This window comes from Mycobacterium sp. URHB0044, from assembly GCF_000620625.1.
GTDB lineage: Bacteria > Actinomycetota > Actinomycetes > Mycobacteriales > Mycobacteriaceae > Mycobacterium.
The window spans coordinates 245,972-270,548 of sequence record NZ_JIAW01000003.1 but is presented as its reverse complement, the minus strand read 5'-3'; the positions used below and the strand labels follow the sequence as shown (position 1 = coordinate 270,548).

General features: G+C 65.3%; 23 protein-coding genes. 12 read left to right on the top strand and 11 right to left on the bottom strand.

Annotated elements, in window-relative coordinates; all coding sequences use genetic code 11:
• The first annotated feature begins 145 nt into the window (after positions 1-145).
• From oxc to N536_RS0107975, 6 genes are all read left to right on the top strand, one after another.
• Positions 146-1,879, top strand: coding sequence for an oxalyl-CoA decarboxylase (oxc, locus tag N536_RS0108000; protein ID WP_029113138.1), 1,734 nt, complete (start codon positions 146-148; stop codon positions 1,877-1,879).
• Between the two features lie 56 nt (positions 1,880-1,935).
• On the top strand, positions 1,936-3,192 hold the full coding sequence (frc, locus tag N536_RS0107995; RefSeq protein WP_029113137.1) for a formyl-CoA transferase: 1,257 nt from the start codon (positions 1,936-1,938) through the stop codon (positions 3,190-3,192).
• 85 nt (positions 3,193-3,277) lie between these two features.
• Positions 3,278-3,769, top strand: coding sequence for a formate dehydrogenase subunit gamma (locus N536_RS0107990; protein WP_029113136.1), 492 nt, complete (start codon positions 3,278-3,280; stop codon positions 3,767-3,769).
• On the top strand, positions 3,766-5,364 hold the full coding sequence (locus N536_RS0107985; RefSeq protein ID WP_029113135.1) for an NADH-quinone oxidoreductase subunit NuoF: 1,599 nt from the start codon (positions 3,766-3,768) through the stop codon (positions 5,362-5,364). Before N536_RS0107990 ends, N536_RS0107985 begins: the two co-directional genes overlap by 4 nt.
• A complete protein-coding gene (gene fdhF, locus N536_RS0107980; protein WP_029113134.1) occupies positions 5,361-8,183 on the top strand; it encodes a formate dehydrogenase subunit alpha in 2,823 nt (940 codons plus the stop codon). Before N536_RS0107985 ends, fdhF begins: the two co-directional genes overlap by 4 nt.
• A gap of 31 nt (positions 8,184-8,214) precedes the next feature.
• Positions 8,215-8,397: a formate dehydrogenase subunit delta gene (locus N536_RS0107975; RefSeq protein ID WP_051574354.1), complete on the top strand. Its 183-nt coding sequence runs from the start codon at positions 8,215-8,217 to the stop codon at positions 8,395-8,397.
• A gap of 27 nt (positions 8,398-8,424) precedes the next feature.
• Here the strand turns inward: N536_RS0107975 and N536_RS0107970 are convergent, their stop codons facing one another.
• Both N536_RS0107970 and N536_RS0107965 read right to left on the bottom strand, forming a co-directional pair.
• Positions 8,425-8,727 carry a hypothetical protein gene (locus tag N536_RS0107970; RefSeq protein WP_029113132.1) on the bottom strand — a complete coding sequence of 101 codons (303 nt, stop codon included), beginning with the start codon at positions 8,725-8,727 and terminating at the stop codon, positions 8,425-8,427.
• Between the two features lie 50 nt (positions 8,728-8,777).
• Positions 8,778-10,127 (bottom strand): OFA family MFS transporter, encoded by a 1,350-nt coding sequence (locus N536_RS0107965; protein ID WP_029113131.1) that lies wholly within the window; start codon positions 10,125-10,127, stop codon positions 8,778-8,780.
• A gap of 339 nt (positions 10,128-10,466) precedes the next feature.
• On the opposite strand from N536_RS0107965, the gene N536_RS0107960 reads away from it, so the two are divergent.
• Both N536_RS0107960 and N536_RS37750 read left to right on the top strand, forming a co-directional pair.
• The gene (locus N536_RS0107960; protein WP_029113130.1) at positions 10,467-11,177 is read left to right on the top strand and encodes a DUF1326 domain-containing protein; all 711 of its coding nucleotides are present in this window, start codon (positions 10,467-10,469) and stop codon (positions 11,175-11,177) included.
• Positions 11,178-11,318: 141 nt separating this feature from the next.
• The gene (locus N536_RS37750; protein WP_081809096.1) at positions 11,319-11,885 is read left to right on the top strand and encodes an MPT63 family protein; all 567 of its coding nucleotides are present in this window, start codon (positions 11,319-11,321) and stop codon (positions 11,883-11,885) included.
• A 169-nt stretch (positions 11,886-12,054) separates the two neighbouring features.
• On the opposite strand, the gene N536_RS0107950 is transcribed toward N536_RS37750, so the two are convergent.
• The 6 genes from N536_RS0107950 to N536_RS0107925 all read right to left on the bottom strand — a co-directional run bounded on the left by N536_RS0107950 (position 12,055) and on the right by N536_RS0107925 (position 17,038).
• Complete coding sequence (locus N536_RS0107950) at positions 12,055-12,873, bottom strand: LLM class F420-dependent oxidoreductase (protein WP_029113129.1); 819 nt, start codon at positions 12,871-12,873, stop codon at positions 12,055-12,057.
• Positions 12,874-13,006: 133 nt separating this feature from the next.
• The gene (locus N536_RS0107945) at positions 13,007-13,594 is read right to left on the bottom strand and encodes a TetR/AcrR family transcriptional regulator (RefSeq protein WP_029113128.1); all 588 of its coding nucleotides are present in this window, start codon (positions 13,592-13,594) and stop codon (positions 13,007-13,009) included.
• Positions 13,595-13,714: 120 nt separating this feature from the next.
• On the bottom strand, positions 13,715-14,116 hold the full coding sequence (locus N536_RS0107940) for an ester cyclase (RefSeq protein WP_029113127.1): 402 nt from the start codon (positions 14,114-14,116) through the stop codon (positions 13,715-13,717).
• A 2-nt stretch (positions 14,117-14,118) separates the two neighbouring features.
• Complete coding sequence (locus tag N536_RS37745; protein ID WP_051574318.1) at positions 14,119-15,123, bottom strand: SDR family NAD(P)-dependent oxidoreductase; 1,005 nt, start codon at positions 15,121-15,123, stop codon at positions 14,119-14,121.
• Positions 15,124-15,187: 64 nt separating this feature from the next.
• Positions 15,188-15,943 carry an SDR family NAD(P)-dependent oxidoreductase gene (locus N536_RS0107930; RefSeq protein WP_029113126.1) on the bottom strand — a complete coding sequence of 252 codons (756 nt, stop codon included), beginning with the start codon at positions 15,941-15,943 and terminating at the stop codon, positions 15,188-15,190.
• A gap of 396 nt (positions 15,944-16,339) precedes the next feature.
• Positions 16,340-17,038 carry a GntR family transcriptional regulator gene (locus N536_RS0107925; RefSeq protein WP_029113125.1) on the bottom strand — a complete coding sequence of 233 codons (699 nt, stop codon included), beginning with the start codon at positions 17,036-17,038 and terminating at the stop codon, positions 16,340-16,342.
• Between the two features lie 86 nt (positions 17,039-17,124).
• Between N536_RS0107925 and N536_RS0107920 the strand changes: the two genes are divergently transcribed.
• Together N536_RS0107920 and N536_RS0107915 are read left to right on the top strand one after the other, a co-directional pair.
• On the top strand, positions 17,125-18,570 hold the full coding sequence (locus tag N536_RS0107920; protein WP_029113124.1) for a CitMHS family transporter: 1,446 nt from the start codon (positions 17,125-17,127) through the stop codon (positions 18,568-18,570).
• A 9-nt stretch (positions 18,571-18,579) separates the two neighbouring features.
• Positions 18,580-18,990: a universal stress protein gene (locus tag N536_RS0107915; protein WP_029113123.1), complete on the top strand. Its 411-nt coding sequence runs from the start codon at positions 18,580-18,582 to the stop codon at positions 18,988-18,990.
• A gap of 311 nt (positions 18,991-19,301) precedes the next feature.
• Here the strand turns inward: N536_RS0107915 and N536_RS0107910 are convergent, their stop codons facing one another.
• The 3 genes from N536_RS0107910 to N536_RS0107900 are packed head-to-tail and all read right to left on the bottom strand — an operon-like array spanning position 19,302 to position 21,591.
• Positions 19,302-19,757 (bottom strand): cupin domain-containing protein, encoded by a 456-nt coding sequence (locus N536_RS0107910; protein WP_036435757.1) that lies wholly within the window; start codon positions 19,755-19,757, stop codon positions 19,302-19,304.
• Between the two features lie 50 nt (positions 19,758-19,807).
• Positions 19,808-21,226 carry an NAD-dependent succinate-semialdehyde dehydrogenase gene (locus tag N536_RS0107905; RefSeq protein ID WP_029113122.1) on the bottom strand — a complete coding sequence of 473 codons (1,419 nt, stop codon included), beginning with the start codon at positions 21,224-21,226 and terminating at the stop codon, positions 19,808-19,810.
• Between the two features lie 47 nt (positions 21,227-21,273).
• Positions 21,274-21,591, bottom strand: a complete 318-nt coding sequence (locus N536_RS0107900) for a putative quinol monooxygenase (protein WP_029113121.1) — start codon at positions 21,589-21,591, stop codon at positions 21,274-21,276.
• On the opposite strand from N536_RS0107900, the gene N536_RS0107895 reads away from it, so the two are divergent.
• Both N536_RS0107895 and N536_RS0107890 read left to right on the top strand, forming a co-directional pair.
• Entirely contained in the window at positions 21,584-22,735 is a 1,152-nt protein-coding gene (locus N536_RS0107895; RefSeq protein ID WP_231514451.1) for an Ldh family oxidoreductase, read from the top strand. The two genes, N536_RS0107900 and N536_RS0107895, sit on opposite strands and share 8 nt — an antisense overlap.
• Before the next feature lie 359 nt (positions 22,736-23,094).
• A complete protein-coding gene (locus N536_RS0107890; RefSeq protein WP_029113119.1) occupies positions 23,095-24,483 on the top strand; it encodes an OFA family MFS transporter in 1,389 nt (462 codons plus the stop codon).
• The last annotated feature ends 94 nt before the right edge of the window (positions 24,484-24,577 follow it).

Here is a 24,577-nt window from a genome sequence, read left to right as displayed (position 1 = left end):
CGAGCAACGACGCGGCACGGCGCCGCACGGCTTGATAACCGACAGTTATCGACCGGTTGACGACAGGTCTTGGACGCGCCGATCCGCAACGTGAAAAGTCTTAATACGTAAGGGAAGTAGCCAACAGCCAGGAAGGGCCCACATCATGACCGTCGCTCCCACGAGAGACACGGAGGCCGGGAGTTCCGACGAGCCGGCAGCGCTCACCGATGGGATCCACCTGGTCGTCGACGCGCTGAAGCTCAACGGCGTAGAGACCATCTACGGGGTGGTCGGCATCCCGATCACGGATCTGGCCCGGCTCGCACAGGCTTCCGGCATCCGCTACATCGGCTTCCGGCACGAGAGCGACGCCGGCCACGCGGCTGCGGCGGCCGGCTTCCTCACGCAGAAGCCCGGCATCTGCCTGACGGTGTCCGCCCCCGGCTTCCTCAACGGGCTTGTCGCGCTTGCCAACGCCACTACGAACTGCTTCCCGATGGTTCAGATCTCCGGATCCAGCGAACGCCACCTCGTCGACCTGCAACGCGGCGACTACGAGGAGATGGACCAGCTGCCTGCGGCCAAGATGTTCGCCAAGGCCGCCTACCGAGTATCGCGGGCCGAGGACATCGGCCGCGGCATCGCGCGGGCAATCCGCACCGCGGTGTCCGGCCGTCCAGGAGGCGTCTACCTCGACATCCCTGCCGCCGTGCTCGGTGAGGTCCTCGATGCCGAGGAGGCTCAGTCGACGCTGTGGCGGCTGGTCAACCCCGCCCCGCGCCAACTGCCGGAAATCGAAGCGGTGGACTCCGCCATCGACTTGCTCGCCAACGCCAAGCGACCGTTGATCGTGCTCGGCAAGGGCGCCGCCTACGCCCAGTCCGACGAGCAGATCCGCGAATTCGTCGAGACCACCGGCGCACCGTACGTGCCGATGTCGATGGCCAAGGGCCTGCTGCCCGACGATCATCCGCAGTCGGCGGCCACCGCCAGGTCGCTGGCGCTGAAGAAGGCCGACGTCGTGATGCTCGTCGGTGCGCGCCTGAACTGGCTGCTCGGCCACGGCGATGCGCCGCAATGGAATCCGGACGCGAAGTTCATCCAGGTCGACATCGCGGCCGCCGAGATGGACAGCAACCAGCCCATCGCCGCCCCACTGGTCGGCGACATCGGCTCGGTGATGGAATCCCTCCTCGAGCGGGCCAAGCCTGGTCAGATCACGGTCCAGACCGAGTGGCGCGAGGAGCTCGCGGCCAAGTCGGCGCAGAACGTCGCCAAGATGGAGGTCCGCCTCCAGGCAGCGCTGACCGCTTATCCGATGAAGTTCCTCGGTGCGCTGCAGGCGATCCGCGACGTCCTGGCCGACAACCCTCAGGCCTACGTCGTCAACGAAGGTGCGAACGCGCTTGACCTGGCGCGCAACACGATTCCCATGCAGGTACCGCGGCACCGGCTGGACAGCGGCACCTGGGGCGTGATGGGCATCGGCATGGGCTACGCCATCGCCGCGGCCATCGAGACGGGCAAACCCGTCGTGGCGATCGAGGGCGACAGCGCCTTCGGGTTCAGCGGAATGGAACTCGAGGCGGTCTGCCGCTATGACCTGCCGATCGTCACCGTCATCCTCAACAACGGCGGGGTGTACCGCGGTGACGACCCGTCCACCACGGGCGACCCGGCGCCGACTGCGCTGCGGGCCCGCCACGAATACATGATCAAGGCCTTCGGCGGCAAGGGATATCAGGCGACCACGCCCGAGGAGGTCGCTGCCGCCCTTCGGGAGGCGCTGGCATCGGGCAGGCCCGCGCTCATCGACTGCGTCATCGATCCGTCCGACGGCACCGAGAGCGGAAACATCGCGCACCTCAATCCCAAGGGCATCACTGCGAAGCACTGACCACGGCCCAAACCACCGAATACCAACCGACGCAACATCAACGAAAGGAACGTGTCATGACTGAACTGCCGCTCTCCGGGATCAAGGTGATCGACTTCACCGGCGTCCAGGCGGGCCCGGCCTGCACCCAGATGCTGGCCTGGTTCGGCGCCGACGTCCTCAAGGTAGAGCGCCCGAAGGGCGGTGACGTCACACGAAACCAGTTGCGCGACATCCCCGATGTGGACGCGCTGTACTTCACCATGCTGAACAGCAACAAGCGTTCGCTGGCGATCGACACGAAGTCACCAGAGGGCCTCGGGGTGATGGAGAAGCTGGTTCGCGGCGCCGACGTGCTGGTCGAGAACTTCGCCCCCGGTGCGATGGACCGGATGGGCCTGTCCTGGGACAAGCTGCAGGAGTGGAACCCCCGCCTGATCTTCGGCTCGGTCAAGGGCTTCAACGATGACTCGTCGTACACCGACCTCAAGGTCTACGAGAACGTCGCCCAGTGTGCCGGCGGTGCTGCTTCGACCACCGGCTTCTGGGACGGCCCGCCGACCGTCAGCGGCGCCGCCCTCGGCGACAGCAACACCGGCATGCACCTGCTGATCGGCATCCTGACCGCGATCATCCAGCGTGACAAAACCGGTAGGGGCCAGAAGGTTTCGGCGTCCATGCAGGATTCGGTGCTCAACCTGTGCCGCGTCAAGCTTCGCGACCAGCAGCGTCTCGAAGCGGTCGGCTACCTCGAGGAGTACCCGCAGTACCCGAACGGCGAGTTCGGCGAGGCCGTGCCCCGTGGTGGCAACGCCGGCGGCGGTGGCCAGCCGGGCTGGGTGGTCAAGTGCAAGGGCTGGGAGACCGACCCCAACGCCTACATCTACTTCACCATCCAGGAGCAGAACTGGAAGCGCACCGCAGAGGCCATCGGGCACCCGGAATGGGTCGAGGACGAGGGCTACAGCACCGCCCGCGCCCGCCAGGACAAGATCTTCGAGATCTTCGGCGAGATTGAGAAGTGGCTGGCGGACAAGACCAAGTGGGAGGCAGTCGACATCCTGCGCAAGTGGGAGGTGCCGTGTGCACCGGTGATGTCCATGAAGGACCTCGCCAACGACCAGACGCTGCGTGCCGCCGGAAGCATCGTCGAGGTGGACCAGAAGGGCCGCGGCACCTTCCTGACGGTCGGGAGCCCGATCAAGTTCTCGTCGTTCAAGCCCGAGATCAAGGGCGCACCGCTGCTCGGTGAGCACACCGACGAGGTCCTTGCCCAACTCGGTTACGACGCGGACACGATCGAAGAGTTCCACCAGAAGAAGATCGTCGTCTAAACCGGTGGAAACCGGCCCCAGGAGACATTCCCTGGGGCCGGTTTCGCCCCCATTCTCCCGTCCGCTGACCTCAGGAGGAAACCCCATGAATCCCACCGCGACGGGGGAGACGAGCGCGACCATCGAGGCGGTGGTCCGACAGATCGCAGCCGAACACCGAACACACCGCGGCGCACTGCTGCCGATCCTGCACGCGGTGCAGGGAGCGCTGGGTTGGGTTCCACCCCAGGCGATTCCGGTCCTGGCCGACGAACTCAACCTCTCCCGCGCCGACGTCCACGGCGTGGTGACCTTCTACCACGACTTCCGCTCGGAACCCGCCGGCCGCACGACGGTTCGGGTCTGTCGCGCGGAGGCATGCCAGGCGGTCGGGGCGGGACGGCTCGTTGAGCACCTGCGCGACCGGTACGGCCTGTCGATGGGGGACACCCGCTACGACGATTCGGTGACCGTGGAACAGGTCTTCTGCCTCGGCAACTGCGCGCTGGGCCCCGCCGTTCAGGTCGACGACAAGCTGCTCGGCCGGGTTGACGAAGACCGGCTATCGGCGATCATGGATGAGGCGATCTCCCGATGAACGCACCCATCACCGTCTACGTCTCACGGGATTCCGCGGCGAAGTCCGTCGGCGCCGACGAGGTGGCCGACGAGCTGCTGCTCGCGGCGGAACGCGTCGGCCTGCAGATCAGGTTGGTCCGCAACGGCACACGCGGCATGCTCTGGCTCGAACCGCTGGTCGAGGTGGAGACGCCGAGCGGCCGGGTCGGCTACGGGCCCGTCGCTCCGGCGGACGTCGAAGCCCTGGTCGCCGCAGGGCTCTTCGACGGCGAAGATCACCCGTCGCGCGTCGGCGTGGTCGAGGAGCTGCCCTGGATGGCGACGCAGGATCGCGTCACGTTCGCACGGGTGGGCGTCACCGACCCCCTCTCGCCCGACGACTATCTGAACCACGGTGGCCTGGCCGGGTTACGCCGGGCATTGGACATGTCACCGGAGGACGTGGTCACCGAGGTCACCGACTCCGGGCTGCGCGGCCGCGGCGGCGCCGGCTTCCCCGCAGGCATCAAGTGGAAGACGGTGCTCGGCTGCACCGACGCGCTGAAGTTCGTCTGCTGCAACGCCGATGAAGGCGACAGCGGGACGTTCGCCGACCGGATGGTCATGGAAGGCGACCCGTTCCTGCTCATCGAGGGCATGACGATCGCCGCGCACGCCGTCGGCGCCACGGAGGGCTACGTCTACATCCGGTCGGAATACCCGGATGCCGTGGCCACCATGCGCTCGGCCATCGAGATCGCCCGCGCCCAAGGCTGGCTCGGCCCCAGCGTGCTCGGTTCGCCGCTGAACTTCGAGCTGCACGTGCGGGTGGGCGGAGGGGCCTACATCTGCGGCGAGGAAACCTCCATGCTGGAAAGCCTGGAGGGCAAGCGCGGCGAGGTCAGGGCCAAGCCGCCGATCCCCGCCATCGAGGGGCTCTTCGGCAAGCCGACCGTGGTGAACAACGTGCTGACGCTGACCAGCGTGCCGATCGTCCTCGCCAACGGCGCGCAGGCCTATCAACGGTTCGGCGTCGAGCGATCCCGCGGCACCCAACTGTTCCAGCTCGGCGGCAACATCAAACGCGGCGGCCTCGTGGAGAAGGCGTTCGGGGTGACGCTGGACGAGCTGGTGAACGACTATGGCGGAGGCACCCTTTCGGGCCGACCCGTGCGCGCGGCCCAGGTCGGCGGTCCCCTCGGTGCGTACCTGCCCACGTCGCAGTTCGGCCTGCCGATGGACTACGAGGCCTTCGTGGCGGCCGGGGCGATGGTCGGCCACGGCGGCATCGTCGTGTTCGACGACACCGTCGACATGGCGGCTCAGGCGAGGTTCGCGATGGAGTTCTGCGCCGCGGAGTCGTGCGGCAAGTGCACGCCGTGCCGGGTCGGCTCGACGCGCGGGGTCGAGGTGATCGACCGCATCACGGCGGGCGAGCACCGCGACGAGAACCTGGCCCTCCTCGAGGATCTCTGCGACGTCATGACCGAGGGATCACTGTGCGCCATGGGCGGTCTCACGCCGATGCCGGTGCGCAGCGCTATCACACACTTCCCCGACGACTTCCTCGCCAGGGAACCGATTTCGCCACGCATGCAGCTGCCCATCAGCGTGAAGACGGAAGGTAGACCATGAGCCTGCTCAAGGAACCCGACTACGGCACCCCCGCCAAGGACGGTCCGGCGACGGTCTCGCTCGAGGTGGACGGGATGCGCGTTTCCGTTCCGGATGGCACGTCCGTGATGCGGGCCGCGGCACTCGCCGGCGTCGACGTCCCGAAGCTCTGCGCCACCGACACGCTCGAGGCGTTCGGCTCCTGCCGGCTGTGCCTGGTCGAGATCGACGGCCGCCGTGGCACTCCCGCGTCGTGCACGACGCCGGTGGCCGACGGGATGGTCGTGCGAACCCAGACGCCGAAGGTCGCCAAGCTGCGCGAGAGCGTCATGGAGCTCTACATCTCCGACCATCCGCTGGACTGCCTCACCTGTCCCGCCAACGGCGACTGCGAGCTGCAGGACATGGCGGGCGTCGTCGGGCTGCGTCAGGTCAGGTACGGCTACGAGGGTGCCAACCACCTCGACGCGGTCAAGGACACCAGCAACCCGTACTTCGACTTCGACCCATCCAAGTGCATCGCCTGCTCACGCTGCGTGCGCGCATGCGGCGAGGTTCAGGGCACGTTCGCGCTGACCATCGAAGGCCGTGGCTTCGCGTCGAAGGTGTCGCCGGGTGCGGGCGAGTCGTTCATGGACTCGGAGTGCGTCTCCTGCGGTGCCTGTGTGCAGGCGTGCCCGACGTCGACGCTGCAGGAGCGTTCCGTCGTCGAGCTGGGGGTGCCCACCCGGTCGGTGATCACCACGTGCGCGTACTGCGGCGTGGGCTGCTCGTTCAAGGCCGAGTTGCGCGGCGACGAGGTGGTGCGCATGGTGCCGCTGAAGGACGGCGGCGCCAACGAAGGTCATTCGTGTGTGAAGGGCCGCTTCGCCTTCGGCTACGCGACCCACCCGGACCGGGCGCTGCGCCCGATGGTCCGCGACAAGATCACCGACCCGTGGCGGGAGGTCGAGTGGGACGAGGCGATCGGCACCGTCGCCCGCCGGATGCTGGAGATCAAGCAGCAGCACGGGTCGGGCGCGATCGGCGCGATCACCTCGTCGCGGTGTACGAACGAAGAGGTCTACGTCGTCCAGAAGATGGTGCGTGCCGCGTTCGGCAACAACAACGTGGACACGTGCGCGCGGGTGTGCCACTCTCCCACGGGATATGGGCTCAAGCAGACCTTCGGTGAATCGGCGGGAACGCAGGACTTCCGTTCGGTCGCGCAAGCCGACGTCATCATGGTGATCGGGGCCAACCCCACCGACGGCCACCCGGTCTTCGCGTCGCGGATGAAGCAGCGGCTGCGCGAGGGCGCAAAGCTCATCGTGGCCGACCCGCGTCGCATCGACTTGGTGCGCTCACCCCACATCGAAGCCGACTACCACCTGCAGTTGAAGCCGGGCACCAACGTGGCGATCGTCAACGCGATGGCCCACGTGGTGGTTACCGAGGGCCTGGCGGACCAGGACTTCGTCGCCGCCAGGTGTGAGGGATTCGACGAATGGGCGGACTTCATCTCGCGCCCCGAGAACAGCCCGGAGGCCGTCGAGCCGATCACGGGCGTGCCGGCGGAGGACGTGCGCGCCGCTGCGCGGTTGTACGCAACGGGCGGCAACGGGGCCATCTACTACGGCCTCGGGGTCACCGAACACAGCCAGGGCTCGACCATGGTGATGGGCATGGCCAACCTGGCCATGGCGTGCGGCAACATCGGCCACGAGGGTGTCGGCGTGAACCCGCTGCGCGGCCAGAACAACGTCCAGGGCTCCTGCGACATGGGGTCCTTCCCGCACGAGCTCCCCGGTTACCGGCACGTGTCGGACGACGCGGTGCGCCAGACCTTTGAAAACCTCTGGGGGACGGTTCTTCTGCCCGACCCCGGCCTACGGATCCCGAACATGTTCGACGCCGCGATCGAGGGCACCTTCCGTGGACTGTTCGTGCACGGTGAGGACATCGCACAGTCCGACCCCAACTTCCACCACGTCTCGGCGGCGCTGAGCTCGATGGAGCTGGTGGTGGTGCAGGACCTGTTCCTCAACGAGACCGCGAAGTTTGCGCACGTGTTCCTGCCAGGCGCGTCGTTCCTGGAGAAGGACGGCACCTTCACCAACGCCGAACGCCGGATCAACCGGGTCCGTGCGGTGATGAAGCCAAAGAGTGCCAAGCACGAATGGGAGATCGTCTGCGAGATCGCCACGGCGATGGGCTATCCCATGGGCTACGACCATCCGAGCCAGATCATGGACGAGATCGCCTCGCTCACACCGACGTTCACCGGCGTGTCGTTCAAGAAGTTGGACGAGGTGGGCAGCATCCAATGGCCGTGCAACGAGGAGTCGCCGGACGGCACGCCGATCATGCACACCGAGTCCTTCACGCGCGGCAAGGGCAGATTCGTGCCGACGATGTTCGTGCCGACGGACGAGCGCAGCACGCGACGCTTCCCATTGATCCTCACCACGGGCCGAATCCTGAGCCAGTACAACGTCGGTGCGCAGACTCGCCGCACGGCCAACGTCGCCTGGCACCCGGAAGACGTCTTGGAGATCCACCCGCATGACGCCGAGGTGCGGGGCATCACCGACGGCGACCAGGTCACGCTGGCCAGCCGGGTCGGTGAAACGACGCTGCACGCGCAGCTATCGGACCGGATGCCGACGGGCGTGGTGTACACCACGTTCCATCACCCGATCTCGGGCACCAACGTGCTCACCACCGAGAACTCGGACTGGGCGACGAACTGCCCCGAGTACAAGGTGACGGCCGTCCAGGTAGTCCTCACCCATCCGACGTCCCGGCAGCACGACGAGGCCCCGGCAGATCGCATCTTGGAATCGGGATTGGTGGACTGACGTGTCGCACAATGAATCCGCGGAGCTCAGGATGGTCAACGACATCGCCCTGAACTTGAACTATCTGCCGGCCGACCAGGTGGTCACGGCGGTAGCCGATCACGTCAAGAGGTTCTGGGACCCGCGCATGAAGCGCCGGCTGGTCGACCTGGTCGCCGCCGGATCCAGTGATATCGATCCCGTCGTGGTGGCTGCGGCGCAACTGCTGCCGTAGCCACCACGACTATCTGGAGCCGCGGCTTCAGCTTGCCCGCTGACCGCCGACGCCCTCGTGATCGACGTCCCGCCAGAAGCCGTGGTCGTAATCGGTGTCGGGTATCTGGATCATCGCGCCGCGCCCCTTGGCCAGGGCGAGCCCACATGCCAGCTCCAGCTCCTCGGCGTCGATGTCCAGGCGGTCGATGCCATTGAGGATTCGTTCGACGTCATTGATGACGCGACGCATCGCTGGGGTGTCACCCTGCGTCGACGCCAACGTCTTCACGCACCGACCTAGGGCACCGATCAGTTGGTGCAGCTCGGCGACTTCCTTCGTGGTGGCCATCATGTCTCCTTGAATGTTGGTCGGCACAGGACTATTCGGTGCGGTGTTCGTCACCGCGGCAGGCACACGATCGGCAGCCCGGGGCGGTGCAACAGGCGCGTCATGGCGGCGGCGCACAGGCTGAGCAGGCCGGCGGTGACGAACACGGCCGTGAGTCCGTGCGCGGACACCAGCAGGGCAGGTATCCCGACTCCGATGAACCCGCCGAACAGCTTGGCGCTGTAGACGAGGCCGAAGTTGCGCACGGCGTTGGGCTCGCCGAAGTAGTCGGCAACCAGGCTGGCGAAGAGTGGGTAGAACGCGCCGCCGGCCATCCCGCTCAGCGCGGCGGATGCGACGAACGCCGCCGGTAGTCCGCTGGAGGCCGAATAGACGAGGCCCAGCTGGGCGCAGCCTTCGAGCAGAAGCGCGACGCTCAGCGTTTGGCGTCGGCCGAACCGGTCGGAGAGGCGACCGGCCACGCTGCGGCCCGCGCCGTTGACCACGGCAAGCAGCCCAACCGCGGCAGCGCCGATGCCCAGCGAAAAGCCTTGCTGGATGGCCACGATCGGGACGTACACGATCGCCAGCAGCGACGCCGCGGCGGCGATGACGAGGATGAGGTACATGACGACGAACGCGGGCGTCCGGACCGCTTGACCGGGCGAGTACTGCCGCGCTGCGGGGACGTTGTTGCGCAGGCTGCGGTTCAACCGCTTGTCGAAGGCCCACCGTTTTGGATCGATGTCGCGTGGCCACCAGCCGGCCGGTGGGTCCCGCAGGAGCGCGCCACAACCGGCGACGATGAGCAGGACGCACACGCCGATCCCGGTGAAGAGCTCGGCGCGGTTTCCCGGCACGAGGAAGGCGGCGAAGAGCGCAATGAACGGAACGGCGCCGAAGCCGAAGGCCCCGGTGACGAAACCCACCCGGACGGCGCGTTCCTCCGGATACCACTTCGCGACGGTGGCCGTGCACGTGGCGTAGACCATGCCCGCTCCGGTGCCGGACAGCACGGAGTATCCGAGCACGGCGAGGACGAGGCTGTCGGTGTGGGCGAGGGTGAGTGGCCCGGCGGCGCACAAGACGGCACCGATGAGGACTGCACGTCCGGGGGACAGCGCGAAGCGGTGGCTCAGTGCGGCAGTGGGCGCGGCCGCGCCTGCCTGAAAGACCACCCAGAGGGCGAGCACCCAGAGGGCGCCGGCGGCCGTCGACCCGTTGGTCATGTCCAGGGCGGCGACGGCGACGCCGTAGCCGTACTGCAGCACGCCGATTCCTGCCATCGCGACCCACGACAGCCACAGCATCCAACGCCTGGAGTGTCCGGTGAGGTCGTGTGGCTGCTCACCGACGCGGTAGGAACGTCCGCGGTGGTCGCGGACTTCGACGACTGTGACTGAGGCACCGGTGTCCGTCATGTTCACTCCTTTGCATACAGTATGCGATAACTATAACGTGACGTGGGTCACTTGTCTATGGGAGCGCCAACCCCGTACCGCGATGGGCGGGGAGTCGACCGGCCTGCGCGCTGATCTGGTCGAACGGAATCGGCAGATCCGTGCCGGCGATATCGCCCGTGCCGACCTTGGCGCTAATCGGTGTGCATGTCGCGATCGCGGCACTGCACCGCGACTACGGCGATCCGGTTTACCCGCGACACCGATATACCCCCAGGGGGTACTTGCGCACCACGGCCATGTGCGCTAGCGTCACCATGTCTGGATACCCCCCAGGGGTATAAACGAGAGGATGAAGTGATGACTAGGACCTCGGCGGCAACCGACTGGCATCTGCGCGGTGACTGGTTCGACGTGTGCAGTTGCAAACTGCCCTGCCCGTGCAGCTTCGCTCAAGCGCCCACCCACGGCGACTGCTTGTTCACCCTCGTCTGGCATGTCCGCGAGGGCCACTTCGGCGAGGTGGATCTGGCGGGACTGAACGTCGTCTCGCTCGGCGAGTTCACCGGCAACATGTGGGTCGGTGATACCAACGCCATGATGAAGCTGATGTTCTACATCGACGCAAAGGCCGATCCCGCCCAGCGTGAGGCGTTGGAGCACATCTTCACCGGGAAGGTAGGCGGCTGGCCGGCCGAATTCGCAAGCTTGATAGCGGATTTGCGTGGCATCGAATACGCGCCAATAACCTTCGAGGCCGCGGACGATCTGGCCTACTGGCGCGCCGAAATCCCGGCCAAGGTGGACGTGCGGGTTGCGGCGCTGACCGGTCCCACATCTGATCCCAACCAGCGCGTCACCACCGTCAACGCCCCAGGCGCGGAGGTCGGGCCCGGGCAGGTCGCCACGTGGGGTGTCGTCGAGCGTGATCACGCTGTCGGCTTTGAGTGGTCGCACGAGTACCGCGGCGGCTCCAGTAAGCACTTTCCCTTCGATTGGCGGCCCGAAGGCGACACGGGCCAGTCGGAAACCATCTCGAATGAAAAGTCGTCATGCCAGTGCCACGCCTGACCAGCGGCGGAGCACATCGACCCGAATGACGGTCGGGCGGCCACCCAGGACGCAACGGTTCCTGGGCCGGCTGCCCGCCCGTCGGCCCCCGCCCGGCTTCGCCGTGTGACTACTTACCTAATTCCGAAAGGGCACATAACCATGCGACTACGCACCGCACTCACCACGACGATCACCACTTCACTCATCGCCGCGGCAACCGCCTTCGCCGCGCCAGCCTTCGCCACTGAGCATCGCCACCACGAATTCGGCTCGGCTCAACAAATCGTCGACGCAGGCGGTGCGGTGGTGCAGGAATGGGTCATCACCGACCTACAGAAGTCCACGGCGGTCCTTCCGGGCTACACCCCTCGCGGAGTGCTCTGGGAAGCCTCGGCGACAGTACGCGCCGTCACGGGCACAGTCACACCTATCATTCCCAACCTGCAGGCCGTTTCCGCCGACGGTCAGCACTATCCCGTGTTGTGGCAGATCGCCATTCCGCAAGGCCTTCCCGCCGCAACGCTTGCGCAAGGGCAAAATGCAAGCGGCGAAGTCTATTTCGATGCCCTAGGCGCAGACCCGATGGCTGTGGTCTACGCCGATGGCAACGGCACGCATCTGATGTGGTGCTGCAACGGCAACATGAATATGCCTATGCCGATGGAGAACTGCCCGATGTTCGCCGCTGTGGATCAGCCGTGCCCACACAGCCGTTTCCGGATGTAGCCACCGGTTGCAGAACCGCTCGTTCGGCGGCGGTGTCACTCGCTGTGTTGCTCTCCGTCAGCGCTGTGTGAAGGATCTGCGGCAGGTACGGTCATAGGATTCGCCATGAAAATGAGAAAAAGGCCGCCGCTTTTTCGTGGTGAGTTGCCGCTGGGTTCCGAAGCTCAAGTCATGCGACGGCGGACTGTGCGTCGCGCCACTTGATCATCTCCTCGAGCGTGGAGAAGTCGTATCCGTCTGAGGCAGGCCAAAGTTCGATGATGAACAGCGTCGCCCCGGCATCGGCGTACTGTTCGGAGCTGCGCTCGTCGTCCCAGCTGACTGAGCGCTCGATGTCCCCGCTCGCCCGCCCAAATCCCTCGGCGAGCTCCCCGACGCGGGCGGTTGCGTCGCGGTAGGCGTCGATCGGCAGCTTGGAGTGCCAGATGTCGGCGTGGCGCGCGACTGCGGGCAGTGTGCGCTTCGCACCGGAACCGCCGATGAGGACGGGAATCTTGCGCACCGGCGGGGGAGTGAGCTGGTGTAAGCGATTCTTGATCCTCAGCAGACCGTCGTCGAACAAGTCCATTCGCGACTTGACGGTCCCGAAGTCGTAACCGTATGTCTTGTACTCCCTTTCGAACCATCCCGCACCAACGCCGAGGATGAGGCGGCCGCCGCTGATGTGGTCGACGGTGCGGGCCATGTCGGCCAGCAGGTCTGGATTGCGGAAGCCGATCCCGGTGACGAGCAACCCGATCTCGGCCCGCGTGGTGATCTCGCCCCACCCGGCCAGCGCCGTCCAGCCCTCGAAGTTCGTCAGCTCGGGGGTGCCCTCCGGGATCGGTTCGGCACCGGGGATCTCGGCCTTCGGTGAGAGGAAGTGGTCGTACCCGAAGATCACGTCGGTGCCCAGCTGCTCGGCGTGCCGCACCGCTGCGCGCCACGTCGGGTAGTCGGTGATCCCCGCGGGATTCAGCTGTACGCCGATCCTGATGTTTCGCAACATGATTCGTATCCTATTTGTGTCTGTTTGTGTCGATGGTTGGCAAGCGTTACAGCATGATTCCGCCGTCGACTTGGAAGTCGCTGCCCGTGATGTATGCCGACTCGTCCGAGGCAAGGAACACGTCGCCGGATTGTCACTGGCTGGTAGGCCACGTCGAGAGTGCCTGCTCCGCAATGGCCATCAACTTGTCGCGGCTGAAGCCAGCCTTGGCCTGGACTGCCATGCCGTGAGTGACGGCGATGACGAACGCGGCCAGAACCTCCGGATCGGCCGTCTCGGGAAGGTCGCCGTCGGTTTTGGCGCGCTGGAAACGGTCGCGTAGCTTCCCCTCGGCGACGGCGCGCGCGTCGATCATCGCCTGCCGCACGGGTTCTGCGTCATCCGAAGCCGCGAGGACGCCGTTGATCCCGAGGCATCCCGTGTGCTCCGGGTAGCGGGTATTGAGTTCCACGGCGTTGAACAGGATGTGCGCAGCCACTTCTCGCGCCGTCGGCAACTGCATGGCCTCGGGCAGGTAGTGCAGGTAGTGCTCGTAGTAGCGATCCAAGGCTTTTCGGAACAGCGCTTCCTTGTTGCCGAAGGCGGAATACAGCGCCGGTCGTTCGACGCCGGCGGCCTTGGTCAGGTCCGCGTATGAGGCGCCCTCGTAGCCCTTCGACCAGAAGACGCGAAGCGCTGCGTCGAGTGCTTCGTCTACGTCGAATTCACGATGGCGCCCCATCAGCGGACCTGTCCACTTTCCATAATGGCCATTACTAAATGGTAGCAGCGCCAATTGGCCGTGTCTGGGTCGAGCGGGTAGGACCGCACGCCACCAACCGCGAGCCGGTACTGCCGGTCGTCATGATTGCCGTCCGACCAGCTGACGCTTCAAGCCCTCCACGTCGTGAAAGTTCGACATCTGCACGAAGCGTCCGTTGCGAACCTGGTAAAGGGCGTACTCGACGATCTCGAACGAGCCACCGGTGGGAGCGACGCCGAGCCACTCCTTCACGGAGGTACCCCTGTTGATCAGCCGCACGGCCAGACGGTCGCCGTTGACGAGCAGTTCCGTCACTTCCCAACGAAAGTCGGGTACCGCATCGACGATCCCCTTGAGGTCCGCGACGACGGCGTCACGGGTACCTGGCTCACCGTGGTGCATGGTCTGGTCGTCGATGAACTCGTCCATGAGGTCGAACTCGTGAGCGTTGAGCGTCTCGATGTACAGCCTGTAGAAGTCGCGAAGGTCGGTGTTGGACATGACTACGACGCTGCTTCATCTCGGCCCGTGGCGGCTCGTCGTTCTGCTGCAGCGTCGATCAATTCCTCGCTGCGGACCCAGAGCTGCTTGGCCGTGTCTGGGTCGAGCGCGTAGGACCGGACGCCGTCGGCGAACGCGTTGGGCGTGTCCTCCACCGGCGCGACCGCGCAATCTTCGAGGTAGTGCCCGCCGATCACGTCAGCGTCGGCGACGACCGCAGCCCACACCGAGGTGGCCGCGGCCTGCGGGATCTCCTTCAGTTCCGCTGGCGGAAGGCCGGCCTCGTCGCGAGCCTTGCCGACCGTCTCGAAGAGGCTCTGCAACTCTTCGGGAGCGAAGTGCCTTGGCAGGTCGGTGAGGCTGTTGCCTGGCATGACCGCCGCAGCCCGGATGCCGCGATCGCGGTGCCGCCGGTCGAATTCCGTGGCGAACAGGATGTTTGCCGTCTTCGACCGACCGTAGGCGACGAACGGGTCGTAATCCTGATTCCGAAAGTTCGGGTCGTCCAGGTCGACGTCGGAGGCGCGATGAGCCTGCGACGACAGCACGACGAGGCGGCCGCCGTCGACGAGCAATTGCTCGATGGCCGTGATCAACGCGAAGTGGCCCAGGTGGTTGGTTCCGAATTGGAGCTCGAAGCCGTCGACGGTCCATGCAGGCGGGGTGGCCATGACACCGGCGTTGGCGATGATGGCGTCGAACCGTTGACCCTCTGCCAGCAGCTTGTCCGCGCATACGCGCACGCTGTGCAAGGAAGCGAGGTCAAGCTCGATCAGGTCCAGATGGCCGCCATGGGTTGTGGCTTCCCGCACTGGGGCGGTGGCAGATTCCGCCTTCGCGAGATCCCTTGCGGTGCCGACGACGTGGGCGCCCTTGGCGACCAGTGAGCGGACGGTCTCGAGGCCGATGCCCGACGATGCTCCGGTGACGAGGAATCGCTTCCCGGTGAGGTCGACGCCTGCAAGCACTTCGTCGGCCGTGGACTTGGCGCCAAACTTCTCGGTCATGAATTCTCCTTCGGTGTGTACGCGTGAATGGTGTTCGTGTGAGCGTTGATTGGGGTCAGGTGTCCTAGATGTGGAATCCGCCTGCCACGTCGAGGACGCTGCCGCTGATGTAGTCGGCGTGTGAGCTTGCGAGGAAGCAGACGGTCGCCGCGACCTCTTCCAGCGTGGCGATCCGACTGATCGCGTGGAGCTCCATCATGTTGTCGGGAACGTTGTGGGCGGCGTCGGCTGCCATGTCGGTCGGCATGATGCCGGGCTGCACCACGTTGACGGTGATGTTGCGCTGCCCCAGATCACGCGCGACGCCCTTGGCGTATCCAGCGATGGCGGCCTTGGTGCCCGCGTAGTCCGCGACGCCGGGGAAGGCGACGCGACTGGCGATGGCGGAGCCGATGAAGACGATGCGGCCGCCGTCGGAGAGTTTCCGCGCCGCGGCTCGCGTCGTGGCCAAGACGCCGAGAACGTTCGTCTGCCACTGACGATCCAGGGCCGCGGTGTCGATGTCCGGATCGTCCACTAGCTGGCCCTGCACGGTGATGGCCGCGTTGTTCACCAGGATGTCGAGCGCACCGAAGTGGGCGACCACGGCGTCGACCAGGGCTGCGGCCACCGAGGGGTCGGCCTGGTCGCTCTTGATCGCGATGGCGCACACACCCGTCGTTTCGAGCTCGCGAACCACCGCCTCCGCCTTTTCCGCCGACGCCACGTAACTGATTGCCACGTCGGCGTCCTTCTCGGCCAGTGCCAGGGCCGTCGCGGCTCCGAGACCTCGGGAGCCTCCGGTGACCAGCGCGACCTTGCCCTTCAACTCGTTCGTCATGAACTCCCGTCCATTTTCCATAATGAACGTTATCGTAACGCCTGGTATGGAAACTAGCAGAGGCGCGACCTTTGCGCGAACTCGGCCGTCGCCTGTTCTGCACAGCGGAACGACTCTGGTGTCGTCCGCCACCTCAGGCCGACGATGAAGTCGTAAATCGATGGCCCGCACAACGATTCCGGACGTGGTGCCATGCAAGCGGTGAACGAACGTACAAATGCCTGCTCATCGTGAAACCCTTGAACATCACAGGGGGAGTAGGATCATCAGCCAACGCCACAGCGATCAAATAGATTGCAGCGCAGTGCCTTTGGCAAGTCGAGATCCGAGACCCGGCGAAGGCGGGCGCCGTGAGCGTGCATTAGTGGTCAGCGACAGCTGAATGACCTCGGCCGGCTACGGCGTGACGAGGCTGACCGGGCCTGCTTGGTGGTCCGCGTTCATGACGGCTTCGAGGATCGTCTTCTGTGTGTTCGCCAGATGTTCGGTGCACGCGGCGGACGCGGCCGCCGCGTCCTGCTCGACAATTGCGTTGCACATCGCGAGATGCTCTTGGAGCGAAACGTCGAGACGGTCGGGCGGCGAATGGGCGATGATCCGCAACCGCGCGCTGTGCGGGCGGAGGTCGGCGATCGTCCGGGCCAGTTGATCATTGCGGGTGTGCGCGATGATCTCCTGATCGTAGGCTTCGGCGAGTTCGTAGAACTGGTCGCGCCGGCGGGGGGACGGCGGCTCGGCAGCCACTGTTGTGAACTGCTCGACGAGGTCGGCGAATACCCCGCGAATCTTGTCGTCGTGTGCGGCGGCCTCGGCGACTTGCCGAGTTGCGGTGCCTTCCAGAAGGGCTCGGAGTTCGAACAGATCGCGAACTCCGCGGATGGAGATTGGTGACACGCGGGCGCCTTGGCGGTCGATCAGCGACACCAGTCCGTCGGATTCCAAGCGCATGAAGGCGTCGCGGATGGGTGTGCGCGATGCGCTGAAACGCTCGGCGACGCCCAGGACACTTAGCGATTCGCCCGGGCGCAGCGCTCCGTTGAGGATCTCGTCTCGCAGCGCGGTGTAGACCTGATCGCCCTTGCTGTCGCGAACCACGTATGCAGCATAACACGCCTATTGGCGTACGACAGTGTATGCCTTATGGTATGCCATGATGCACACCACATACCGAAGGGGAAGCGATGCTCGTCATACTTGGCTTTTCCATGATCACGGCCTTCATGTACCTGATCATGACGAAGCGCATAACCCCGGTGGCGGCACTGATCTTGGTGCCGACCATCTTTGGGCTCTTCGCCGGCGCAGGACTGGGCCTGTCGGAGATGATCATGGAGGCGCTGCTCAAGCTGGCGCCGACCGCGGCGTTGCTGTTCTTCGCGATTACGTTCTTCGGAATCATGATCGACGTCGGACTATTCGATCCGCTGATCCGACTGATCTTGCGGTTCGTCAAGAACGACCCGATGCGCCTGGTCGTCGGCACCGCGCTGTTGACCTCGATCGTCTCCCTCGACGGTGACGGCTCGACGACGTTCATCATCGTCACCTCGGCGTTCTTGCCGATCTATCTAAAATTGCGGATGAGTCCGGTGGTACTGACGGTCGTGGCCGCGACTGCCAACGGCGTGCTCAACACGGTGCCGTGGGGTGGGTCCACCGCGCGGGCGGCCGCAGCGCTCAACGTCTCGCCGATCGACATCTTCGTCCCCATGATCCCGTCGATTCTCGCCGGCATCGTCGTCGTGCTACTGCTTTCGTACTTCCTCGGACGGCGAGAACGCAAGCGTATTGGGCACCTGTCGCTGGTCGACGAGAAGGCTGAAGACGTTGAGCTGGAGTCGGTTACGGTCAAGTCGGAAGAACTCGCGGCGGTTGCCGGTGGTTCGCATTCCGTGGTTCCACCGGCCGCGCTGGGGGAACCACGCCACGGCAGCAACGAACCGCATTGGACCCCTTCCGATTTCGCCGCGCTGCCGGCCGACGCGGCCGGCCATCTACACCGCCCCAAGGCACGACCGAAACTGGTGTGGGTCAACTTCGCCCTTACTGCCGCCGTCATGGTGATGCTGGTCTGGGGCCTTGTCGAGCCCCCGGTGATCCTGATGATCGGTGTCGGACTGGCCCTGGTGCTGAACTTCCCGCGCGTGGCCGAACAGGCCGACCAACTCAAGGCACATGCCGCAAGCGTGGTGTCGGTGGTCGCCCTCGTCTTCGCCGCGTCCGTGCTGACTGGCGTGCTCAACGGCACCGGCATGGTCGAGGCCATGGCCGGCTGGCTGGTCGACACCATCCCGACCAGTTTCGGACCTCATTTGGCGCTCATCGCCGGTGTGCTCAGCCTGCCGTTGACCTTCTTCATGAGCAACGATGCCTTCTTCTTCGGCGTGCTCCCGGTGCTCACCGAAGCCGCATCGCACTACGGCATCACGGCCGACGAGATGGCTCGAGCGGCGATCACCGGCCAGCCGCTGCACACCTCCAGCCCGCTGGTCGCCTCGTTCCTGTTGCTCGTCGGTCTGGCCAAGGTCGAACTCGGCGACCACATGCGCAAGGCCATCTGGCGGGCGAGCGTCGTCGGTCTGGTCATGCTCACCGTCGGTCTCCTAACCGCCGCCTACCCGTTCTAGGAGCCACGGATGAGAAATATCGTCGTATTGGTCAACGAACGGCCGGAGAGCCGCGCCGCTCTGCAATGGGCATTGAATGCCAGCACGGCACTGCGCATGACGGGCGGTGGTTCCGGCGAGCTCACTCTCCATGTCGTATTGGGTCCGTCCACCGATATTCCAGGCGGGCCGCGCTACGTGTCACCAACACTGGTCGATGAGATCACTGCACAGCTGCGTGGTACCGCAGTAAGTCACGAAATCCATTCCAGATCAGCCGATCCCGCGCACGGCGTCATCGAGTTGGCCGAGGACGTAAATGCCGACCTCGTTGTGATCGGCATGCAGAAGCGCTCGCCGACACTGAAGTTGTTCATGGGGAGTCACACTCGCGACATCCTCGTCGATGCGCCCTGTCCGGTCGTCTCGGTAAAGGAGTAGCGGTCAGCCGCCTGCTCGTCGACAGCGGTGACACCTCGATGGTGTCACCGCCGTTGGCGTGATGGGGGTCAGCTTTCGACGAATGCGAGTGCCGACGGCGTACCGGTGGGCACGGGGGCGCCGACGGGTGTGAGGGCCCCGGTTGACCGGTCTTGGGCGAGCGGGACGATGGTGTGGTCTTCTGATTCGCCGCGTAGAGGATGCGGCCCGCGGAATCCCAGATCATGAATCGTTGTTGTTGTCCGCCGGTCGCGGTCCGCCACGGTGCGCCAAGCGTTCCCACTATGCCGGCGGGATCATTGCCGGTCAACTCACGTGATATTGGTGCCGTGCTCTTCGTCGATGCGCGTAGTGACGCCGGTCGCGACGATCGTGCGGTCGGCGTCGACTGAGGCGTAGGTCCAGAAGATGTGCAGTTCTGCCGTCTCGGAGGCATTCTGGAAGAAGTGCGGGATGCCGGCGGGGATGAACGAAGTGTCGCCGGCGCCAACGGGATACGTCTGACCGTCGATATGGGCGACGGCAGAGCCCTGCAGGACCAAGACCGACTCGTCACAGTTGTGGAAGTGCTCGGGAATGGCCGCTGCGGGGCCGAACATGGTGACGCCGTTGAGGAAGTCCTTGGCGCCGACCTGTTGGGACACCATCGGGATGGTGCGCGCGCCACCCCCGCGCTGCCGGGGCGTGATGTCGGCGGGCCGCAAGATAGCCGCGGTACGACCGTCGCGCAGTTTGGTCGACCGCTCGGTGGCACGAGTTTCAGGCATGCTCAGGACTCCTTGATCTCGGAGTGGTGCGTAATGGGTTGAGTTGGAGCCTATTCGGAGGCAGGCGCGTGGGTTTGCGGCTTGTTCATCGCCCACCAGGTGCGGATGTTGACGAATTCGCGGATGCCTGCTGCGGCGAGTTCGCGCCCATAGCCGCTACGTTTGGTGCCGCCGAACGGCATGCGTGGGTCCGACGCGACGATCGAGTTGATGAAGCAGGCACCGGATGTGACGCGGCGTCCGACGGCCACGGCGGCGTCGACGTCGCCGCTCCACACGCTGGCTCCCAGCCCGAACGGAGTGTCGTTGGCGACTGCGATGGCCTCCTCGACGTCGGCGACGCCGATGATCGTGGCGACCGGACCGAACACCTCCTCGGCGTACACCGACATGCCTGCGGAGACGGCGGCCAATACCGTTGGCTGGTAGTAGAACCCACCGAGATCGTCGCGGCTGTGTCCGCCGCACAGGAGTGTCGCGCCTGCCTCCACCGCTGCGCTGACCTGGGCGGCGACGCCGTCCCGTAGATCGCGGCGGGCCATGGGTCCAACATCGGTGCCGGGCGACTCGGGGTCGCCGACCGTCAACGCGCGGGTGTGTTCGACCACCAGGCGGGTGAACTCCTCGGCTACCACCTCTTCGACGATGAACCGCTTTGGAGAGATACAGCTCTGGCCCGCGTTGAGGAAGCGGCCTTTGACTGCGAGAGCGGCGACGTGGGACAGGTCGGCGTCGGCGAGCACGATGAAAGGGTCGGAGCCGCCGAGTTCCAACACCGACTTCTTGATTTCTCGGCCGGCGATCGAGCCGACCGCCCTGCCGGCGCGCTCGCTGCCGGTGATGGTCACCGCGCCCACCCGGGAGTCGGCGATCAGCCGCTCGGTGGTGGCGGGAACGTCCGGCTCGCTTATCAGTAGTGCGGTGAACAAGCCGTCGGGCAGACCCGCGGACGACAGAATGTCCTGGCAGGCCAGGGCGGCGCCGGTGGTGTTGGGGGAGTGCTTCAGCAGTGTGGCGTTGCCCGCCATCAGGGCAGGGGCGGCGAATCGGAAGACTTGCCACAGCGGGAAGTTCCACGGCATCACCGCGAGCACCACACCGACCGGCTCATAGGACACCCAGCTGCGATCCGCCGAGGTCTCAAAAGGCTCGTTGGCCAAGAAGGTCTGGGCATTGTCCGCGTAGAACTCGAGGCCGGCGGCGCACTTGTGCACCTCGGCGCGGGCTTCGGGCAGCGGCTTGCCCATCTCGCGGGTGATCAGCAGTGCCAGCTCGGCGTCGCGGTCGCGCAGCAACCCCGCCGCGGTGCGCAGGACTTCGCCTCGAACCTTGAAATCCTCTTCGGCCCAGGCCTGTTGGGCCAAGTCTGCGGTGTTCAACGCGGCCTCGATCTGAGCTGGTGTCATCGCGGCATAGCTCGCCAGTTGCACGCCGGTCGCAGGGTTGATGGTCACGATCGGTGACGACATGGAGGGTCCTTCGTCCTTCGGAGCGGGCTGGGGAGCGGTGGGGAGCGTCACGCCGGCACCACGGCCGCATGCGTGACGAACAGGTCGGAGAACGAGTTGACTTGGCTGCCCGGCACGACGCACTCGTCGGCGGCTTGGCGCCAGGTCGCGAAGTGGGGCGCGGCCCTGTGGTCATCGAACGCGGCGGCATCTCGGTAGATCTCGTAGAAGTAGAAGCGGTTGGGCTGGTGTGCGTCCTCCATCACGTCGAAACGCAAACAGCCGGGCTCATCGCGCACCGAGGCGGCGGCATTGGCCGCGATGGCGGCCAGGAAGCGTTCCCGCTCAACGGGGCGGACCTGCAATGACACGATCAGGGTGTACACGAATTTCGATCCTTCAAGGTTGTGCGCATGCCTCATGGTATGCCATAGTGTATTCCATAAAGTACCAATGGAAAACCCGGACAGGTGGACGATGACGCAGCAGCGTGTCAAGCCCGCAGCCCTCGTCGACTTCGGTCGCGACGTTCTAACCGTGCTCGGCATGCCCGCTGACGACGCCGAACTCGTTATCGACACTCTCGTGCAAGCCGACCTGTGGGGGCATCAGTCCCACGGTGTGCTGCGCCTACCGTGGTACGCGGCGAGACTGCGCAGCGGAGTCATGAGCGCGGCTACCGAACCGGAAACCTTGATCGATGGTGGCGCTTTGCTGCTCCTCGATGGTCGCTCGGGCGTGGGCCAGGTCCTCGCCGGGATCGCCCGCCGCGAAGCCGTCGCCCGTGCGCGCGAACACGGCGTTGGGGTTGTGGGCGTTCGCAATTCGAATCACTTCGGCACCGCCATGTACTACACGCGTCGCGCCGCCCAAGACGGTTGCGTGGCCATCCTGACGACGAATGCCAGTCCAGCCATGGCGCCATGGGGTGGCCGCAAAAAGGTCCTGGGAACCAACCCATGGTCGATTGCTGCGCCGTCGCCCACCTCATCGGGGGTGGTCGCCGTCGACATCGCCAACACCGCCGTCGCACGCGGGAAGATCTACCTTGCCCGAAACCGCGGTGAGCAGATCCCCGACGGCTGGGCGATGGACAGCGAGGGACGCATCACCACCGATCCCAACGACGCAATCAAGGGCGTCATCTTGCCAATGGCCGGCCACAAGGGTTATGCAATTACCTTCATGATGGACGTGCTGTCCGGCGCCCTCACCGGAAGTAACACCGCAAGCCGCGTCGGCGGACCCTACGATGCCGAAAGGCCCAGCGGCGCAGGACATCTCTTCATAGCCATTGACGTCGCTGCGATAGCCGATACCGACGACTACCTTGCCTCCGTCGGCGAACTCATCAACGAGGTCAAGAGTGCGCCGCTGGCAGCCGGCTTCGACGAAATCTTCTATCCAGGGGAACTCGAAGAGCGCACGGAGAACGAAAACCATTCGGCGGGCGGGATACGGCTCGCCGACAAGACCCGCGCCGAGCTCGAGGACCTTGGCGCGCAAGTCGGCGTGGCACCCACGTTCTAGCGCCTCCTTTAGCGTCAGCGGATTTCCATATTGCGCCGCAGCGATCGTGGCTGCGCTGTCGGCAAGGTTGAAGGTGCCTGCCTTCCTCGGCTGACGAGCGCGGCCACCAGCAACGTCAGGGCCTTTTCAGGGAACCGAAGGGAAAGTCACAGAAACCCTTGCGCCGTAGACTGTATGCCGTATACATTCCGATGTGACAAGCGCCACTTTGATCATTCCCTAGAGGTGCAAGTCACACAGAGATACCGTATGCAGTATTCGAAGCTGGCTGCCGTCCAGTCGGGCACGCCTCAGTCGTTGACCTGCGGCTCGAACCCGTCTGGAGCCGGTTGCAGGCGACCATAAGGAGATCGCACAGCATGAAGTCAGAAGCGCAGCCGGCGTACCGAGAGGTAATCGACGGCAACGGAAGGGTGTACCGGATCGGTGAAACCGATCGCGACATCCTCGGACGGTCACGGGCCTGGATGGTCTGGCTCCCGTGGATCGCCATGATGGCGATCAGTTCGTCCGAGTACGCATTCACCTCGGCCGAGGACACTCTCGTAGAAGCACACCACTGGGGACACGGCCACATCTTCTGGCTGCTCGGCGTATGGGTCTTCTTCCAGGCCGCCGTAGCGTTCCCCGCGGGCAAGCTGCGGGAGAGCGGCAAGTTGTCGGCCAGGGCCGCCATGATGCTCGGTTCCGTCGGGGCGCTGATCGGTTACATATCGCTGGCCTTCTCCCCGCACGTATTCTTCGCGTACCTGGGATTCGGCGTATTCGGCGGGGCCGCAGCCGGTTTCGTCTACGCCACCTGCGTCAACATGGTCGGCAAGTGGTATCCCGAACGCAAGGGCGGCAAGACCGGCTTCGTCAACGGCGGCTTCGCCTACGGTTCGGTCCCCTTCATCTTCCTGTTCACCTCGTACCTGGACGTCAGCAACTACGAGGGACTCCTGTTCGCGGTCGGCGTCTTCCTCGCCGCATTGGTCGCAATCAGCGGCTTCTTCTTCAAGGACCCGCCGAAGAACTGGTGGCCCGCGCACGTCGACCCGCTGATCGCCAGCAATGACCCCCGCATCCGGCGGGCCCTGCTCAAGAATCCGCCCGCCGTCAAGCAGTTCACCCCGATGGAAGCCATCAAGACCGGCATTCTGCCGATGATGTGGTTCGTCCTGCTCTGCACCGCAGGGATCAACATCTTCGGCATCGCCATGCAGGTCCCCTTCGGCAAGGAGATGGGATTCGCCGGCGGCATCGTGGCTCTCGCGATGAGCCTCAAGGCGATCATCAACGGCACCGGGCGCGGCGTGATCGGCTGGATCTCCGACATCTACGGACGACGGAACACGCTCATCATCGTCTGCGTGGTGCTCGGGCTTTCCCAGTACGCGGTGTACCTGTCCGGCTCCATCGGCAGCATGCCCCTGTTCCTGCTGGCCTCGATGGTCTCCGGGTTCGGAGGCGGTGCGATCTTCCCGCTGTTCGCCGCGATGACCGCCGACTACTTCGGCGAAAACAACAACGCGACCAACTACGGCCTGGTCTACAGCTCGAAGGTGATCTCCGGTCTCGTCGGTGCCGGTATGGGTTCAGTCGTAGTCGACAACTGGGGCTATGACGCCGCATTCATGATCGCCGGCACGGTCGGCGTCTGCTGCGCCTTCATCTCCATCCTCCTCAAGCAGCCCAAACTGCCGAAGGGGGAGCGGACGCCGGACAAGACCAAGGAGAACGAGTCCGCGGCACTCGTCCTCGACTAGCGTCGCGCCGGCTCGCCGGCTACCAGCCAGCGCCCCGGGTGCGGGACACGTCCTGAAGGGACGTCCCCGCACTCGGGGTTCTCCGTTTAAGCCA

Excerpts from the sequence above, each read along its gene's own strand:
- N536_RS37750 (WP_081809096.1), top strand. The coding sequence starts at position 11,319 with ATGCGACTACGCACCGCACTCACCACGACGATCACCACTTCACTCATC.
- N536_RS0107965 (WP_029113131.1), bottom strand. The coding sequence starts at position 10,127 with ATGACGGACACCGGTGCCTCAGTCACAGTCGTCGAAGTCCGCGACCAC.
- N536_RS0107975 (WP_051574354.1), top strand. The coding sequence starts at position 8,215 with ATGGTCAACGACATCGCCCTGAACTTGAACTATCTGCCGGCCGACCAG.
- N536_RS0107915 (WP_029113123.1), top strand. The coding sequence starts at position 18,580 with ATGAGAAATATCGTCGTATTGGTCAACGAACGGCCGGAGAGCCGCGCC.
- N536_RS0107930 (WP_029113126.1), bottom strand. The coding sequence starts at position 15,943 with ATGACGAACGAGTTGAAGGGCAAGGTCGCGCTGGTCACCGGAGGCTCC.
- N536_RS0107945 (WP_029113128.1), bottom strand. The coding sequence starts at position 13,594 with ATGGGGCGCCATCGTGAATTCGACGTAGACGAAGCACTCGACGCAGCG.
- frc (WP_029113137.1), top strand. The coding sequence starts at position 1,936 with ATGACTGAACTGCCGCTCTCCGGGATCAAGGTGATCGACTTCACCGGC.
- N536_RS37745 (WP_051574318.1), bottom strand. The coding sequence starts at position 15,123 with ATGACCGAGAAGTTTGGCGCCAAGTCCACGGCCGACGAAGTGCTTGCA.
- N536_RS0107990 (WP_029113136.1), top strand. The coding sequence starts at position 3,278 with ATGAATCCCACCGCGACGGGGGAGACGAGCGCGACCATCGAGGCGGTG.
- N536_RS0107890 (WP_029113119.1), top strand. The coding sequence starts at position 23,095 with ATGAAGTCAGAAGCGCAGCCGGCGTACCGAGAGGTAATCGACGGCAAC.
- N536_RS0107905 (WP_029113122.1), bottom strand. The coding sequence starts at position 21,226 with ATGTCGTCACCGATCGTGACCATCAACCCTGCGACCGGCGTGCAACTG.
- fdhF (WP_029113134.1), top strand. The coding sequence starts at position 5,361 with ATGAGCCTGCTCAAGGAACCCGACTACGGCACCCCCGCCAAGGACGGT.
- N536_RS0107970 (WP_029113132.1), bottom strand. The coding sequence starts at position 8,727 with ATGGCCACCACGAAGGAAGTCGCCGAGCTGCACCAACTGATCGGTGCC.
- N536_RS0107985 (WP_029113135.1), top strand. The coding sequence starts at position 3,766 with ATGAACGCACCCATCACCGTCTACGTCTCACGGGATTCCGCGGCGAAG.
- N536_RS0107940 (WP_029113127.1), bottom strand. The coding sequence starts at position 14,116 with ATGTCCAACACCGACCTTCGCGACTTCTACAGGCTGTACATCGAGACG.
- N536_RS0107910 (WP_036435757.1), bottom strand. The coding sequence starts at position 19,757 with ATGCCTGAAACTCGTGCCACCGAGCGGTCGACCAAACTGCGCGACGGT.
- N536_RS0107950 (WP_029113129.1), bottom strand. The coding sequence starts at position 12,873 with ATGTTGCGAAACATCAGGATCGGCGTACAGCTGAATCCCGCGGGGATC.
- N536_RS0107960 (WP_029113130.1), top strand. The coding sequence starts at position 10,467 with ATGACTAGGACCTCGGCGGCAACCGACTGGCATCTGCGCGGTGACTGG.
- oxc (WP_029113138.1), top strand. The coding sequence starts at position 146 with ATGACCGTCGCTCCCACGAGAGACACGGAGGCCGGGAGTTCCGACGAG.
- N536_RS0107920 (WP_029113124.1), top strand. The coding sequence starts at position 17,125 with ATGCTCGTCATACTTGGCTTTTCCATGATCACGGCCTTCATGTACCTG.